We start from the raw sequence: 14766 nt of genomic DNA on the forward strand, positions 1-14766 counted from the left end.
AACTCGCAGCGCGCCGACGAGGAGCTACTGCGGCTGCAGGTGACGACGCGGTCATGGTTGGGTGCGGTGGTACACCGCAGCGGTGGCCTGGTGCTCGATTATGGGTGGCTGCGAGTCCTGGGATCAGGTAACGACGAAGTTCACCTGGCCAGTCTCGGCGAGATCAATGACAACGTCGCCGGTGGCGTCATCGTGGCGCAAGACGTCCTGGGCGGTCAGTTCGCCTGGATGCCGGACTCTAGCGGCAAGCCGACGATCTGGTATCTCGCACCGGACACGGTGCGCTGGGAAGACTGCGAGCAGGGTTACGGCGACTGGCTCGCCGCCATGATCGGTGGTGCGGTGACGGGGTTCTACGAGTCTCTGCGCTGGCAGGGATGGGTCGAAGAGGTTAGAGCGTGTCGACTCGACGAGGCCATCAACGTCTTTCCTCCGCTGTGGACCAAGGAAGGCAAGGATCTCAACGCGGCATCGCGCCGCCCGGTACCGATGTCCGAGGCGATATCCCTGCTCGGCGTGACGCAAGACGGTCAACGCGACACGTAGAGACGCGGCTTGGGCTTCACTGATCTGCCGCCGATCGTGCGTCACGTTCAGTCGGGGCGTGGCGGTGCTCGACGCGCGGTCCTGCCGATGTGCGAGCATCCGATCGCCGCTACCGCTTCGAAGATGCCATGGGCGGCGTTGCGGACACGATCGGACGTGACGGTTGATCGACTGGTGGCACAGATGTAGTCCGGGTCACACTGCACTTGACCTGAAGTTCGGTTGAGGCACCACGGTCGTGTCATGGACCGTCAAGCTGAGATCACCGCCATCGAACACGTGGTCGCCGCTCTCGAACACGCGCAACGCGAGGAACTGGTCGAGGAGTTCGTCTCCCTGTTCCGCGAGGATGCGATCTGGACCACCGGAGCCGGCAAGCTCCTCGTCGGCCGGGGCGCCATCGCGGCGTTCACCAAGCAGGTTCTGCCCGGTGCGATGCGAGACCTCATCCCTTCATACGAGGTCGTGCACGTGCTGTTCATCCGGGAGGACGTCGCTGCAGTCAAGGTTCGCCAGCGGCACTTCTCCCTGACGGGTGAACCGGTGACCGAGCTGGGTGAGGGCACTCCGATGTACGTGATGTCCAAGGAGGACGGTCAGTGGCGACTGACCGCCAACCAGAACACGGCCGTTGCGGTCGAAGCATAGTGCGGCTCCGACGTCACACGGGCCGCCGGTGGTGACCTTCACGACGATGTAGCCGCGACCAGCGTGCTTCACCTTCCACATCGCCGGCTGGTCCATCAGTCATTCCTCCAGCGCGCCAACGAGCGGCGGATCCGAGCTTGATCGTGTGCGCGCATCTGCCGCCGACCGCGCGTCACCGCACGTGACCGAGGAGGGCAGAGCCGGCGCGTGGTCGTGCCGAGTTGAGGATGCCTGGCTCGCGGGCCAAGTAGCTGGCAAAAAGGTACGGCCCGCTTTCTCTGGAGGAACGGGCCGTAGCCGTGCGCAAGGGTGGACAGCCCGGTGGTGGGCCGATGAATCAGATGGTGAAGCCTCCGTCGACGTTGACCGTTGCCCCGGTGATGTAACGCCCGTCCGGGCTGGCGAGGAACGCCACCGCAGCGGCTACGTCGGCTGGCTTCGCGTAGTGGCCGAGGGCGGTGAACCCGTTGATCGTGTTGGCGTTGGGGCCGTCGGCCGGGTTCAGTTCGGTGTCCGTGGCTCCTGGGTTCACCAGATTCACGGTGATCGCCCTGCCGCCGAGTTCGCGTCCGAGTGCCTTGGTCAGGCCGATCAGGGCGGTCTTGCTCATCGCGTAGAGCGAGAAGCCTGGGAAGACCGCCCGCTGCGCCATGTTGCTGCCGATGTTTATGATCCGGCCACCGGCCGACATGTGGGGCACTGCGGCCTGCGAGGCGACGAACGGTGCCCGGACGTTGACCGCGACGGTCTGTTCGAACTCTTCGAGGCTCAGCTGCTCCAGCGGTCCCAGCAGGAACGCGCCGGCATTGTTGACCAGGATGTCCACCCGACCCAACTCGCCGGCGGTCCGGTCCACTGCGGCGACCACTGCCGCCGGGTCGGCGCTGTCGGCCTGCACGGCGATCGCCCGCCGTCCTACCGCTTTGATCTGGTCCACCACGTCGTCGGCGCGCTGCTGATTCTGCTGAAACGTCAGCGCCACATCGGCGCCGTCCTGGGCCAGGCGCAGGGCCACCGCGGCGCCAATGCCACGACCACCACCTGTAACGAGAGCTACCTTGCCGTCAAGTGCGTTGTTCATGACGGAAAGCCTGGTCGACAAAAGGCCAGCCGTCTGGCGGTGATCGGACGACGCGTTCGCCATACCGGCACCCACGGCCCCATGCCCCGTGGGGACCGGCCGCACCGCCGACAGCATCCTCTTCTGCCGCAGGTAGCTCGGGGCCGTCCGGAATCAGGGGGCGTTGGGTTCGACAGGTGGGGTCGGCGGTCGATCCTCGCGGTTGTTCTCGTCGAGGGTCGGCCTTCCAGTTACGGCCTCGTTGCGCCAACGGTGGTCGTAGTGCTGGTGGTCCCAGCGGGACGACAGCCACTGGCGCTTGGTCGCGCTCGCCGTTCGCCATTGGTAGCGCAGCCCGTCGGCGAGTCGATCGCGTCGCTGCGGCGCGAGGAGCCCTGGAAGCTGGTGGCAGATGTCGGCGATCATGTTGGCGTGCTCACGACGTAGGGCCAGTGCGTCCGCCGGGTGGGCGGGTTAGTTCTGCACTGTCCGGTAGTAGATCCCATGGCGCTCCGACCGAAAGCCGAGTCGTTCATAGGTGCTGTTTGCCACCGTCAACGCCGGCTTTGACACGAGCTGAATAACGGAAGCACCGATCATTTCTGCGTGCCGTACGGCTCTTTGCAGCATTGCGACGGCGGCCGCCTGGCCGTCTTCCGTCTGTTCAGCCACGACGTCGTCGATCCGGGCCTTCACTCCACGGGGGGTCTGGTACACGGCCATGGTAAGCGTGGCGCGTATGCTCCCAGTCCCGCGGGCGACCAGGAGTTGGTAGGCGGACGACGCGACCATGTAGGCCAACGTCTCTGGGCTGAGGCGACTCGGCCGACTCGACAACAGTGGCTCATCTCGGCAGAACGCTTCGGTAATCTCGGCGCTGCAAGCTTCGACGAGTTCTACCTTGATGGTCACAGCAGGCATGGTATGTCGGCCGTACGTCCTGGTTGCCCGACCTCCGGATCTGCCGCCGACCGTGCGCGCCGGTCTCCTACGACTCGTCACCGTGCCTGAATGGACGGGCGAGGCGGGCAACCAGGGTCGGCCTTCGAGGCGGCGCCGGACTCGCGATATCGAACCGTGAGATGTCCTAGGTGCCGTGAGCGTAGGCGTACTCGATGAGCGTCTGGCGGTAGGGTTCGGGCACTTGCGGCGTTAGGTCGGTGAGCGTGTTCAGGTCAGCGACCGATCCGGTCGAGCGGGCACGGTACGCGGCGGCGGCCGCCCGCATCGTGACGTCGTCCGGCTCAAGTTCCTCGCCGCGAGTGGCCAGCACGGCGGCCTCGGCGAAGTCGCCGTTCTCGGCGGCCAGATCGGCCAGGTCGAGGTGCAGCGACCAGTTGGCCGGATCGAGCGCCAGGGCGCGCCGGAAGGCCGCGGCCGTCTCGGCACGGTTGCCGATGTGGCGCCAGGTGCCCGCGCGGACAACCTCGGTGAACGGGACGCGTCGCACGGCGTCGGCCTGGTCGCACAGGGCGAACGACGCGTCGGTGCGGCCGCACACGCGCAGCAAGATTGCCATGCGGGCCATCGCGTCAGGGTCCGCATGCCGGTCGCAGACCGCCTCGATCGCCTGGAACCACGGGGCCAGGCACTCACGGACCGTGTCGGTGTCGAGGTCACGGTCGTAGTCGTTAATGCGCATCGTCGCCTCGGCGACGGCGGCCGGGGTTACGGCGCTGAGGAATCGCTCGTCGCCGAACCACGGTGCGGACGCCCACGGCACGTCCGGCTGGTAGCCGGTGACCGCGCCGAGCGACATCGCGGCCTCGTCCATGTCGCCGTCAACGAAGGACAGATAGGCGCGGGCCAGCATCGGTCCGATCGTGTTCGCCGCCGCGACGACGGCCGTGACCTCGGCGGGCAGCTCGCGCCGCAGGTGCTCCAACGCCGAGTACGGCTCCGGATCGCGCGGATCGGCGGCGACCGCTCGCGCGATGAAGCTCGTCGCCGCGGCGGGCGAGCCGCCGCAGTGGGCCATCACCTGGGCGAGGGCGAGCGCTCCTGTCGTCGACACGATCGACACTTTAGCGCCGGCCGGCAGCGCCGGCGACGAGGTCCGTACACCGCCAAAGGCGGTGCAGACCCAGGCCAGACGAACGCTGCCCATGGCGGCTACGGCCAGAAGCCCGGCGCTGTCGCGACGACGGCAGCCGCCGATGATCGGGTTCACTCATTTGGCCGCGAGCCGCGCCCTACAGCGTCCCGCTGAGCCGGCCCGGGTTCTGTCCGGACGTGCCGAGTTGAGTGCGCTGTCGTTCGTACCATTTCAGGCCGTCAAATCACCACAAAGGGTATGCGACTTCGCTTGGGAGGTTGGATCAGAAAGCCCTGCACGCCGTCGGTAGCCTGACTTCTAGCCAACGGCGAAGTGCGACTGGTCAACGCTTAAAGTCTGAAACATTAGGACAGCAGTAACGAGTACTAGGTCCGGCTCTGCGCCCGGCTGCATGGAGCTTCCGGCACGGCGGTTGAACTGCCCGCCTGGCGAAGCCTGCCCAGAATCTAAAACTGCATCCGGTGAGCTTTTGCGCTGCTTACAGAACCACTTCGGATCCCTGCTGGACGAGGCCTTGAGCAGCCTCTGAGTGCGCGCGAGTGGTATTTTACGTAGTCATGAAACGGGTCCTTGTGTGGACGTCGCTGCTGGTGGCCGGATGTGTGCTGGTCGGGCTCGGGATCCGCTTCGCGGTGTTGCGACTCGATGATGCCGACAAGTGGGGCAGCGTGATCGCCGCGCTGGTCGCGATGATCGGCGTGCCGATGACGGTGTACGGGCTGGTACTCGCCCGGCGTCCTGCGGAGAAGGGTGAACGGCCGGCCGGAGCACTGCCCACCTTCTGGGGCGACGCGCACGCGCGGGCTGCCGATCATGGGATCGCGGTCGGACAGGTTGGTGGAGACTTTCACATCGGCCAGCAGCGGCCTCCGGTGAGACGGGTTGACGACACTGATGATTCATCGCGGTCCGAGGCGCGACAATGACGCGCATGGTGATCGAGGCGAATGCGCTCGCTGGCTATGTCGTCGATTGGGTAATGGCCCAGGTTCGCCGGAACGGCGCACCCCCCGATGCCGATGCCGGTCGGGATAAGATCCATCGGCTGGTGGTGAGAAAGCTGGGCGACCACCCGGCGCTTCTGGACGCCGAGGAGGAGGCCGGCGACGGTAACGTTTCCGAGCTGACCCGCCAGCAGATCGAGCTCGCCATAACCGCGGCGGCCCGCAAGGACGACGAATTCGCCGCCGCGGTGACTGCCGCGCTCGCCGAACTGAGGACCGGCCGTGTCGGTACACGGATCTTCACCGGCGACGCCAACGCCGATGCCCAATCATCCGGGGTCGCTATCGGTCAGGTCGGCGGTGACGTCTACCTGAACTCGGCGGACCCTCCGCCGCCGGGCCGGTCTCTCCCCTGACCGTACCCGGCACATTCCTGCACAGCACGGGGAATGGTAGTGCGGGCGGGATTGGCATCGGTTCCGCCGGCCAGGTGACGATCGTGCAGGGCGCGTCCCGGGTCACTGTCCGAAGCGCCTATCTGGAGCAGGTACGCCGTCTCGCGCCACCCGAGCTGCTGGGCCGCGAGACGGAACTCGCCGACCTAGCCGCCTTCTGCCTCGACGAACACCGAGGGCCGTACATCTGGTGGCGTGCACCCGCCTGGACCGGCAAATCGGCGCTGATGTCGACGTTCGTGCTGCGCCCGCCGGCGATCCTGACCGGCCGGATCCGGATCATCTCGTTCTTCATAACCGCCCGGCTTGCGGCTCAGGATACCCGCGAAGCGTTCACCACCGTTCTCCTGGAGCAGCTGTGCCAGCTCACCGGGCAGGAGCTGCCGATCGCGGCCGGCGAGGTCACCCGGGAGGCTTTCCTACTCGACCTGCTGAGTCAGGCCGCAGCGGCTTGCCGGTCGGCGGGGAATCGCTTGATCCTTGTGGTCGACGGGCTTGACGAAGACCGCGGCACCACCGTCGGGCCGGACGCGCACAGCATCGCCGCGCTACTACCGGGGCATCCGCCAGCCGGGATGCGCATCATCGTGGCGGGACGCCCCAATCCTCCGATCCCCGACGACGTGCCCGACTGGCATCCGCTGCGTGATCCGGGGATCCTCCGGATCCTCGGCCAGTCGCCGTATGCCCGTGACATCGAGCGGCTCGGCAAGTCGGAAGTCCGGCGGCTGCATTCCGGGACACCGGTGGAACGGGATCTACTCGGCCTGATCACGGCGGCCCGGGGCGGGTTGTCGGCGGCGGACCTTCGCGAGTTGACCGGCGGAGATCTGGCCGAGATCGAGGACGTGCTGCACTCGGTGGCGGGGCGTACCTTCACCCGGCGTGCGGGAGAGTGGAAGACGGACGAGGCATACCTGCTCGGACACGAGGAGATCCACAATGCGGCCTGCCGGTACATGGGGCCGAAGAAGCTCGCAGAGTTCCAGGATCGCCTGCACACGTGGGCTGACGAGTATCGGGAATGGCCAGCGGAGACACCGGAGTATCTACTGCGCGGTTATCCACGATTGCTGGAGATGAAGGGGGATCTCAACCGACTGGCAGCGCTGGCGAGTGAGCCGGCCCGGCACGAGCTGATGCTGGAGCTGACGGGCGGGGACACTGCGGCAATCACCGAGGTGACTACCGTCCAGAACCTGCTGCTGACGGCGGATGAGGTGGATCTGGAGGCGCTCGCCGTACTGTCGGTACGCCGTAACGAGTTACAGGATCGCAACAAATCCATCCCGCCGGCGCTCCCTGCAGTCTGGGCCACAATCAGTCGACCAGTCCGGGCCGGCCACCTAGCCCGGAGCATCGACTACCCGGACTTCCGCGCGGAAGCCCTTGCGGGCGTCGGTCAGGCGATTGTCCGGCGGGGGGAGTCACCAGACGCGGCGTTCGAGTTCGCGGAAGAGGCGGCACTCGCGGCAGAGCTGGCCTGGCCTGACGGCGTTCCCGCGATGGCCGTCAGGATCGCCGAGATCGGGCTGTTCGCCCGCGCCGAGCGCCTCATCCGCGAGATAGCCGACCCGGCAGTACGCGCAGACGGTCTCGCGGTGATCGCCGCCACGGCTCCCGATCGAGACAAAGCCCTGACTCTGTGCCGGGAGGCCGTGGCACTGGCTCGGGACAGCGCGGATCCGGACAGTGGATATTCCACGCTGATCAAAGTTGCTGGGAAACTCTTGGCGCACGGGGACCATCGAGGCGCCGAAGCCCTGACTTGCGAAGCGACATCCATGGCCCGGAATCTAGACAATTACAGCCGCTGCCTTGCCCTAGCCGAGATTGCCATGGCGCGCACTGCCATGGGTGACCACGACGATGGCCGTCCTTTGATCGCGGATGCGGAACTTGCGGTCGCCGAGATCACCGACATTCGGCTACGACACTTCGGATTCCAACGCATCATCGCGGCAGCGGTCGAGATTGGCGACGTGGCCTGGGCCGTGCGAATCGTGGAGTCCGAAGACGCTCAGCAGCTCAAAGACCACCTTCAGGACTGCTTGGTGCGAGCCGCAGCCGCCGCTGCGGACTTCGGCAGCGCCGAACGCGCCGCCTCGGCGATCAGCGCGGCCGCCGACCGACGGCAGGCTCTCGTTCATGCGGCCGGCGTCGCTGCGCGGGAAGGAGACCTTGCCTGGGCTGAACAATTCGCCGAAGCCGCGGAACACGCGGCCCGCACTGAACAGGGACAGAAGGCTCGGGCTCGCGCGCTAACGGAGGTCGCTGCGGTTGTTGCCGCTGCCGGCGATGACCTCCGCGCAAAGGAATTGGCGCTCGAGGTCGAACAACTCGCTCGTATGAGCGACGATCCGGCCGAGCGAATCTACGAACGAGCTTGTCTCGCCCAAGCGCTCGCCGAGACGGGTGATCCCGAAACGGCTCGGTGCATGTTCACCGAGATGGCGGACGTCTTGCAGCGAATCACCGACGGGGAGACCGTGGCGTGGAAGGCGAAACATCTTGCAGTCACAGGTGTTTCGCTAATGGGTACACCGTGGGCGCGCGACCTCCTCATGTTCGCCGCGGTGTTAGTCCGCAGCATGACCGATCCGTATTACGCCATGATCTACCTGGCCCACCTGAGCCAGGCATGGGCGTCGTTGGGCATGCTCGAGAGAGCACAAGAGCTCCTCGACGAGTCGCTGAGCAAGGCCCCGCATGTGCGTCCGAGCAACCTCCCCCGGGCGATGACCAGCGTGGTCCTAGCGGCCTTGGCCGTCGGGCCTCCGGAGCGGGCTGCGGACTTGGCACGCAGCGTCAAGGAGCCGGGCGACCGAACCTGGTGTCTCGCGGTGGTAGCCCAGTCAGCGGCCCAGGCCGGCGACACCCCCGGTGCCCGTGAGCTCCTCGCCGAGGCAGAGCTGCATCTGCAAACGATCACCGATCACGGAACCCGAGCCGGATCTTTGGCGAACATCGTGCACGCCCTTGTCCTGCTGGGCGACGTTGACCGTGCCGAGGAACTCGCCTCGACGATTCTGCGCCCTGGTTGGTCGTGCAGCGCGTTCACCGTGGTGGCGCGCGCTCGGGCGAAGCGCGGCGACTACGACCGAGCCGAGCGCTTGGCCCGCCGGATCGTCGAACCAGACAAGCTGGCAAAGGCCCTCCTTGGCATCGCCGAATTCAGCGACGAGCAAAGAGCAGTGCGATTAACTGCCGAAGCGCTCGCCCTCGGCGCATGGACGTCGGCCCTGTCGCAACTCATTACCCGACGACCCGAGGTCGTGGCCACTCTCGCCCGCGCCGCCCTCAGCAAGGAAGGGAGTTGGCGGCACGTGCACGACTGACGATGACGTCGATGCTGACCGGTCTGCTTCGGGAGGAAGCTTGCGCATACGATCGGCGGCGCTACGCGCGCTGGTGGCGTCATTGATCGCATCCCGTGTGGCCACCGACAAGCTGCGTCTGCACCTCTCCGAAGAACAGCGTCAAAGCACGCCACCACCGACGTCGAGGCCAGCCCAGGGTTCGGTGGGGGAGTGTGTCGTTTCGGCTCCGTCTCACATCTACGCAGTCCCTCCTGTCGACGAGATGCGCCATCTTCGCCTGGTCGCAGGGCTGTTCCGCGACTTACTCTCATGCCGCGGATAACGTGTGCCTGATCAAACGGGACGCCAGCCGCTCAGACGCCATGGCTCGCCAGTGGTGTACGGCTCTGGCTCACCTGATACGGCCAGGGCAAGCCCGGAATCGGTGGTCAGGTGCAGCCAGCCGTCTTCGTCGATCCACGCGGTGTCGATCGTTGTGTTGTTGAGTGCCGCGGCTGTGGTCAGCCAACGGATGTCGTTCTCTACGCCGCCGCTGGTGGAGGTGGTTGCCTCGATGGTCCAGGAAGCGTCGATGTACAGGCGAGTCTCCTGGGCGGGTGTGGATCGGTTGTCGCAGAGCCCGACGAACGGCCATGTCTGCCGAACTCCGATCTCCACCACGAAGGAGCCCGCGATCTGTTCTACATCCATGAGCACATGATTCTGCACCTGGTCACCGGCACACTGATCGGCCGCCGTCCGAGCGTCACCGCACGTGACCGAGGAGGGCAGAGCCAGCGCGTGGTCGTGCCGAGATGCGGATGCCGGTATCAGCAACCTGACTTCGGTCACCGACTTTCGGTGCGACGGTGGGTAGCGCTCTGACCTGGGGCTATGGGTGCAGGTGGGGTGTTTTTGAGGCACTAACCGGCTCCGCCACGCTCGGGTCCGTGGCGTGGATTGGGCAGGTGCGGACGGCCTCGGGCGCGACAGCGGTGCAGATCGCCCGAGTCCGTCGGCGGGCGTCGGGGGATCGTGGCTCATGTGGGTTCAGCGCATACCGAGGCTGAGTTGGGGCTGCTGGTCTCGCTGGCCCGCGAGTTGCTTGCCGAGCCCGGTCAGGGCGAGTTCGACCTCGGTATCGAGCCGGTCGCCCCGAGGGCGACGTTGGTCGCCCGGCCGGCGACACAGGGCTGTTCGGACGTCGATGGCTCAGGGGAGCGTAGGGCGGCGGTGGTCGCCGCGGGTGATGTCGACGCCGGTGTCGCGGATCGAGGCGGTTCCACGAACCGCGCGATCACGAGGTCCCGGAAGACCCCCTGTCGCCAGGGCGTCGATCCCCAGGGCTGTGAACACCGAGGCCAGCGCCTCGTACAGCACCCGCGACGTACGACCTGGGGTTGTAAGCCGGCCAGCAAGAAGACGATGCGCCGCGCCCTGACCCGCGAACACGGACGCATATCGCGACCGAACCTCAGGCACTAACGAAATGACCGAACTCAGGCTCGATGGTCCAGGAAGCGTCGATGTACAGGCGAGTCTCCTGGGCGGGTGTGGATCGGTTGTCGCAGAGCCCGACGAACGGCCATGTCTGCCGAACTCCGATCTCCACCACGAAGGAGCCCGCGATCTGTTCTACATCCATGAGCACATGATTCTGCACCTGGTCACCGGCACACTGATCGGCCGCCGTCCGAGCGTCACCGTACGTGACCGAGGAGGGCAGAGCCAGCGCGTGGTCGTGCCGAGATGCGGATGCCGGTATCAGCAAGCTTCGCCGTCGGCGTCGTAACGGGCGCGTGCGTTGCGGATGTCGTGCTCGTGGGTTTCCGCCCAGCGGCCGACCTCGATGATGAGTGGCAACAACGATCGTCCCAGGTCGCTGAGAGCGTAGTCGACACGTGCGGCAGGGCCGGAATTCGGTGTCCGGTCCACCAGCCCGTCGCGCACCAATGCCCGCAACGTGCGGGTGAGGATCCGCCGGCTCAACCCGTCCACGGCCCGATCGAGCTCGTTGAACCCGTACGGTCGTTGCGCGAGCACCGCCATCAGCAACACGCTCCACTTGTCGCCGGTGCGCCGCAGCACGTCCGCTGCCGCGCACGAGGATCGGTCCTCCGCCGAAACCGGCACCGGGAGGAGTGGAGACATCAATGTTCCTTCTTTCGCTGTCTTCACCGTCAGCCGAAGATCGAGCGTACCGGCAAGTGGAAAGGGACGTCCTGTGCGCACATTGGTCATCACCGGCGGAACCCAGGGCATCGGCAAGGCACTGACTCTGCATTATCTGGGCCGAGGCGACCGAGTCATCGCCGTCGGTTCGAACCACATCAAGGGTGAGACGCTGCTCGCCGAAGCCGATCGGCTCAGCGCCGGCGACCGATGCTCGTTCCTGCTCGCCGACCTAAGTTCGCCGACGATGACTATCCGGCTCGCTGAACGGCTACGCACGGGATACCCGAGTATCGACGCATTGGTGTTCGGCGCCTTCCGCTATCAGACCAAGCGTCAGGAAACCGCCGAGGGAATTGAGCGCACCTTCGCGTTGTACGTGCTCAGCCGGTACCTGCTCGCCGAGGAATTATGCACCGCACTGGAACGAGCGCCACACCCAGTCATCGTGAACCTGTGCGGCACCGGCAGCAAGGCCGGCCGGCTGCACTGGGACGACCTCCAACTCCGCAGACGCTACCGACCCTTCGTTGCCACCATGCAGGGTGCCCGCGCCAACGACCTGCTCGGCGTCGCCTTCACCGACGAGCATCCCGACAGCCCCATCCGGTACATGCTGTATAACCCCTTGTTCGTGAACACAGGACTCGCCGAACCATTCAGTCAACCGACCCGAACTGCGGTAAGCCTCATCGCAAAGATGTTCGCCACACCGGTCGACAAGGCGATCGAGCCGATCGTCGACCGGATCGACACACCGCCCGACTCCGCACTGTCGGCCTTCCAGGTACGCCGCACGATCGCCGTCACCGGCTCGGCCTTCGACCTGAACGCCGCCCGCCGACTGGCCAGCACACTACGCAACTTGATCATCAAGAGCATCGAGGCATAGGCAAGACCGAACGAGACTGGTGGGTCGCTGCTCTCACGACGCTCACCGCCCACACCGAAACCGTCCGCCTCGGCGCGCATCCGCTCATGCCGCTGTCATCGCACGTCGTTCCGGTGCCGAGGTCACTGTCCGTCTACGTCTTAAGCGCGGCGCCCGCCGGGCAAGCCGACGCGGCTGTGAGGCTGCCGGGGGTGGAGATTGCGGTCTGTCCCGGGTGGGTCCGTATCAGTTGGACAGCAAGCCGTTCACATCAGCGGTGAGAAAACCCCAGCTGAGGGCCAGATCATTGAGGCTGTCGGCCACCAGGCGCTGGCGGGCTGCGCGATCCGGCTCGAACGGACCGACAATGCGTAGGCCCGTCTGCGTCCGGGAAACATCGTGTGGGCCGTCGCCGAGCGGGGTGAGATCGAGGACGTCCGGGAGATTCAGCTGGTGGGCGACGCCCTCGTCTCCGGCGTCGCGCGCGGCCGTTCCGGCGTGGATGTAGAAGACGACGAATGGGGGCGCCGCGTACGGCAGCCTCATGAAGTCGGGCTCCAGCGCCTCGGGCAGCGAGACTATGGCCTCCCACATCGCGACCAGAGAGTCAACGAGGTCGACGAGCGACAGGCGAGAACGCATCGCTTGCATACTGCCCGGGTTCAACGGACGGTGCAGCTTCGGGAGCGGTCGAAGATTAGTGCCCAGGTCAACAGTGGCCAGGACCGACGACGGAGAACGCCAATTGCCGGTTTGTAGCACCGAGTTCGCGGTTACCACCGGCGGGCCGTCAGGCGGGGTGATCTGTGCCCGGACGTGGGAACTGATGGCCGAGTGATTGCTGTCGGAGCCGCTGGCCAGGTTCCACGCCGGCGCAACGACTTCCTCTGTGTGGCGGTGCACGAGCTTGGACATGTGCGCGGCGAGGCCGGACTCAGTGAGCAGGTCGCGGTGCCTTTGCCGAACCGCGACCGGTAGCGACTGCGGCCTGTACTTCCAGCTTTGCCAGGTGACGTCGAGGACCGCACGCAGGTACAGCTCGGTGAGTTCGCCGGTCGCGAAGTTGTTGTGGTGCATCTCGAAGTCACGGCTGGTGTGCGGTCGCCACAGCAGCCGTCCGCCCGGCGACACCTGGGCCAGCCGGCCGGGTCCCCACCTGCCGCCCTCCAGTTCGACCGTCTGCGCGTCGGCGCGGATCAGCAGAGAGGTGGTGGCCGGGGCCGAGGGAAGGCCGACGTTGCTGATGGCCGTCTCCGTGTCGGCGGCGTTGCCCGCCTCGCATAGGTCTTCCCAGATGTCGCCCGGAACAACCGCGCCCCCTCGGTCAGGCAACACGGTCATTACTGGGCCGGGCGCGCCGTCGCGGCCGGCGAGCGGTTGGATCAGGCCGGGGCCAACCGCGGCGACCGGCTGCGTCGGATACCCGAGGGCAGTCTGTCCACCTCCGGCGGCGTACGCGGTGGTGAAGTTCCGGCGCTGACGTCCGGCGCCTTCGCCCACCTCGGGATGGGCAGGCTTCGGGAACGCGGGAACTGCGGCGGCGACGGCCTTGTTCAACGCGTCGATGATGTCCGCGCGTGGGCCGCCCACGGCATTCCAGCCGGTCGAGAGCAGCCGCTGAAGACCATCATGAGACAGCCAATGGGTCGCGTCCGCATCCCGGATCGGGACACCGACCGCCGTGGGCGTCTTCCTGCCGTCGGGTCCAGGGACGACGAACGGCTTGGCCGTTTCGGGTTGCGAGGGAATGTCGATGACCAGCACACCGCGCTCGTCATCGACGGGATAGAAGTCGATGCTGAGATCACGAACGAGAGGTCGAACGCGGTCGCGGACGAGTTTGCGATACCGATCGACATCGACCAGGCGCGCCGGGACGGGCTTCAGCTCATCGATGATCTCGCGACCGTTCTCGACCCGTGTGCCGAATCCGACGAGCAGCAGCCCGCCCCGGCTGTTCGCGAACGCGGCCACGTCCTTGATCAGCTCGCCGGTGCCGGCGGGATCGTCGAGCGGGTAGACGCCGGACTTCACGTCCAGGACCGCGGACTCCGGGCTTCCGACAAACCGGTCCCAGCTGCGGGACGCCACCCATTCTCGCGCGGTCGCCGCTGGGCTGCTGCTCATGTGACCAGTGTGAGGGCACCGCGTGAACTTCGACGTTTCGGGGTCCATCCACGACGAGCTGCTGGCGCCCCTCGGTCCCGGCACTAACCGTCGTTACCGCGCCCAGATCATGGACTTCAGCGGCCGTACGCCCATCGACTCCGGCGTCCACGTGGCTCCGGACGACGCGATCCTCGTAGCGGACGGCGGGTTCCTACAGAAGCCGGCCCTGTCACGACACTGGGATTTACGCGTCTACGTCCACATCGAGGCGACGGACGTGCTGCACCGCGGCACGGTCCGTGACCAGGCGTGAATGGCCTCGGCGGAGGCGGCGGCTGAGCGGTACCGCACGTACTACATCCCGGGCGAGGAGTTTACCGGGCCGAGATCCGCCCAGCCGAACGAGCCGACATTGTCATCGACAACCGCAACTTCGAAGCCCCCCGCATCATGCGTGACCTTCCCAACCAAGCTCGTTAGTCACTACCGTGGCGCCCAGTCGCAAGGCCACTGCATCGGTGCCGCATCGTGGTCGACAGTGCACGCATCTCCCGCAACCGGCGCGCGGTCCTTGCTGCTCCTTCGTTACGTGGCCCGCGAAATTGG

General features: G+C 66.4%; 15 protein-coding genes. 7 read left to right on the forward strand and 8 right to left on the reverse strand.

The genetic code is table 11. From position 1 onward, the window contains the following. Together Van01_RS31665 and Van01_RS31670 are read left to right on the forward strand one after the other, a co-directional pair. Positions 1 to 546: DUF2625 family protein (locus tag Van01_RS31665; RefSeq protein WP_204015434.1), on the forward strand; the 546-nt coding region annotated here is incomplete at its 5' end. 243 nt (positions 547 to 789) lie between these two features. Then, positions 790 to 1194 (forward strand): SgcJ/EcaC family oxidoreductase, encoded by a 405-nt coding sequence (locus Van01_RS31670; RefSeq protein ID WP_204015438.1) that lies wholly within the window; start codon positions 790 to 792, stop codon positions 1192 to 1194. Between the two features lie 337 nt (positions 1195 to 1531). Here the strand turns inward: Van01_RS31670 and Van01_RS31675 are convergent, their stop codons facing one another. The 4 genes from Van01_RS31675 to Van01_RS31690 all read right to left on the reverse strand — a co-directional run bounded on the left by Van01_RS31675 (position 1532) and on the right by Van01_RS31690 (position 4268). After that, entirely contained in the window at positions 1532 to 2275 is a 744-nt protein-coding gene (locus Van01_RS31675; RefSeq protein ID WP_204015440.1) for an SDR family NAD(P)-dependent oxidoreductase, read from the reverse strand. A 153-nt stretch (positions 2276 to 2428) separates the two neighbouring features. Continuing rightward, complete coding sequence (locus tag Van01_RS31680) at positions 2429 to 2680, reverse strand: hypothetical protein (RefSeq protein WP_204015443.1); 252 nt, start codon at positions 2678 to 2680, stop codon at positions 2429 to 2431. A gap of 48 nt (positions 2681 to 2728) precedes the next feature. Further along, positions 2729 to 3166, reverse strand: a complete 438-nt coding sequence (locus tag Van01_RS31685) for an N-acetyltransferase (protein ID WP_204015446.1) — start codon at positions 3164 to 3166, stop codon at positions 2729 to 2731. A gap of 175 nt (positions 3167 to 3341) precedes the next feature. Continuing rightward, positions 3342 to 4268, reverse strand: a complete 927-nt coding sequence (locus Van01_RS31690; RefSeq protein ID WP_204015448.1) for a tetratricopeptide repeat protein — start codon at positions 4266 to 4268, stop codon at positions 3342 to 3344. Between the two features lie 599 nt (positions 4269 to 4867). Between Van01_RS31690 and Van01_RS31695 the strand changes: the two genes are divergently transcribed. The 3 genes from Van01_RS31695 to Van01_RS31705 all read left to right on the forward strand — a co-directional run bounded on the left by Van01_RS31695 (position 4868) and on the right by Van01_RS31705 (position 9047). Further along, a complete protein-coding gene (locus tag Van01_RS31695; protein ID WP_204015449.1) occupies positions 4868 to 5236 on the forward strand; it encodes a hypothetical protein in 369 nt (122 codons plus the stop codon). A gap of 5 nt (positions 5237 to 5241) precedes the next feature. After that, entirely contained in the window at positions 5242 to 5670 is a 429-nt protein-coding gene (locus tag Van01_RS31700) for a chromosome partitioning protein (protein ID WP_204015450.1), read from the forward strand. Positions 5671 to 5744: 74 nt separating this feature from the next. Next, on the forward strand, positions 5745 to 9047 hold the full coding sequence (locus tag Van01_RS31705; RefSeq protein ID WP_204015451.1) for a P-loop domain-containing protein: 3303 nt from the start codon (positions 5745 to 5747) through the stop codon (positions 9045 to 9047). Between the two features lie 315 nt (positions 9048 to 9362). On the opposite strand, the gene Van01_RS31710 is transcribed toward Van01_RS31705, so the two are convergent. The 3 genes from Van01_RS31710 to Van01_RS31720 form a co-directional block, all read right to left on the reverse strand. Then, entirely contained in the window at positions 9363 to 9737 is a 375-nt protein-coding gene (locus Van01_RS31710; protein ID WP_204015452.1) for a hypothetical protein, read from the reverse strand. A gap of 745 nt (positions 9738 to 10482) precedes the next feature. Beyond that, positions 10483 to 10653 (reverse strand): hypothetical protein, encoded by a 171-nt coding sequence (locus Van01_RS31715; protein WP_204015453.1) that lies wholly within the window; start codon positions 10651 to 10653, stop codon positions 10483 to 10485. Positions 10654 to 10772: 119 nt separating this feature from the next. Then, entirely contained in the window at positions 10773 to 11096 is a 324-nt protein-coding gene (locus Van01_RS31720) for a winged helix-turn-helix transcriptional regulator (protein WP_204015455.1), read from the reverse strand. Here Van01_RS31720 and Van01_RS31725 point away from each other — a divergent pair. Continuing rightward, complete coding sequence (locus Van01_RS31725) at positions 11083 to 12072, forward strand: SDR family NAD(P)-dependent oxidoreductase (protein WP_204015457.1); 990 nt, start codon at positions 11083 to 11085, stop codon at positions 12070 to 12072. The two genes, Van01_RS31720 and Van01_RS31725, sit on opposite strands and share 14 nt — an antisense overlap. A 225-nt stretch (positions 12073 to 12297) precedes the next feature. Here the strand turns inward: Van01_RS31725 and Van01_RS31730 are convergent, their stop codons facing one another. After that, positions 12298 to 14178: an AlbA family DNA-binding domain-containing protein gene (locus Van01_RS31730; protein ID WP_204015459.1), complete on the reverse strand. Its 1881-nt coding sequence runs from the start codon at positions 14176 to 14178 to the stop codon at positions 12298 to 12300. A 22-nt stretch (positions 14179 to 14200) separates the two neighbouring features. Between Van01_RS31730 and Van01_RS31735 the strand changes: the two genes are divergently transcribed. Next, on the forward strand, positions 14201 to 14473 hold the full coding sequence (locus Van01_RS31735; RefSeq protein ID WP_204015462.1) for a nucleoside/nucleotide kinase family protein: 273 nt from the start codon (positions 14201 to 14203) through the stop codon (positions 14471 to 14473). Positions 14474 to 14766 lie beyond the last annotated feature (293 nt).

The sequence above is a fragment of the Micromonospora andamanensis genome, assembly GCF_016863495.1.
GTDB classification, from domain to species: domain Bacteria; phylum Actinomycetota; class Actinomycetes; order Mycobacteriales; family Micromonosporaceae; genus Micromonospora; species Micromonospora andamanensis.

Bases quoted from the DNA above. Each gene is read 5' to 3' on its own strand.
- Van01_RS31730 (WP_204015459.1), bottom strand. From the start codon at position 14,178: ATGAGCAGCAGCCCAGCGGCGACCGCGCGAGAATGGGTGGCGTCCCGC.
- Van01_RS31670 (WP_204015438.1), top strand. From the start codon at position 790: ATGGACCGTCAAGCTGAGATCACCGCCATCGAACACGTGGTCGCCGCT.
- Van01_RS31715 (WP_204015453.1), bottom strand. From the start codon at position 10,653: ATGGATGTAGAACAGATCGCGGGCTCCTTCGTGGTGGAGATCGGAGTT.
- Van01_RS31700 (WP_204015450.1), top strand. From the start codon at position 5,242: ATGGTGATCGAGGCGAATGCGCTCGCTGGCTATGTCGTCGATTGGGTA.
- Van01_RS31695 (WP_204015449.1), top strand. From the start codon at position 4,868: ATGAAACGGGTCCTTGTGTGGACGTCGCTGCTGGTGGCCGGATGTGTG.
- Van01_RS31680 (WP_204015443.1), bottom strand. From the start codon at position 2,680: ATGATCGCCGACATCTGCCACCAGCTTCCAGGGCTCCTCGCGCCGCAG.
- Van01_RS31675 (WP_204015440.1), bottom strand. From the start codon at position 2,275: ATGAACAACGCACTTGACGGCAAGGTAGCTCTCGTTACAGGTGGTGGT.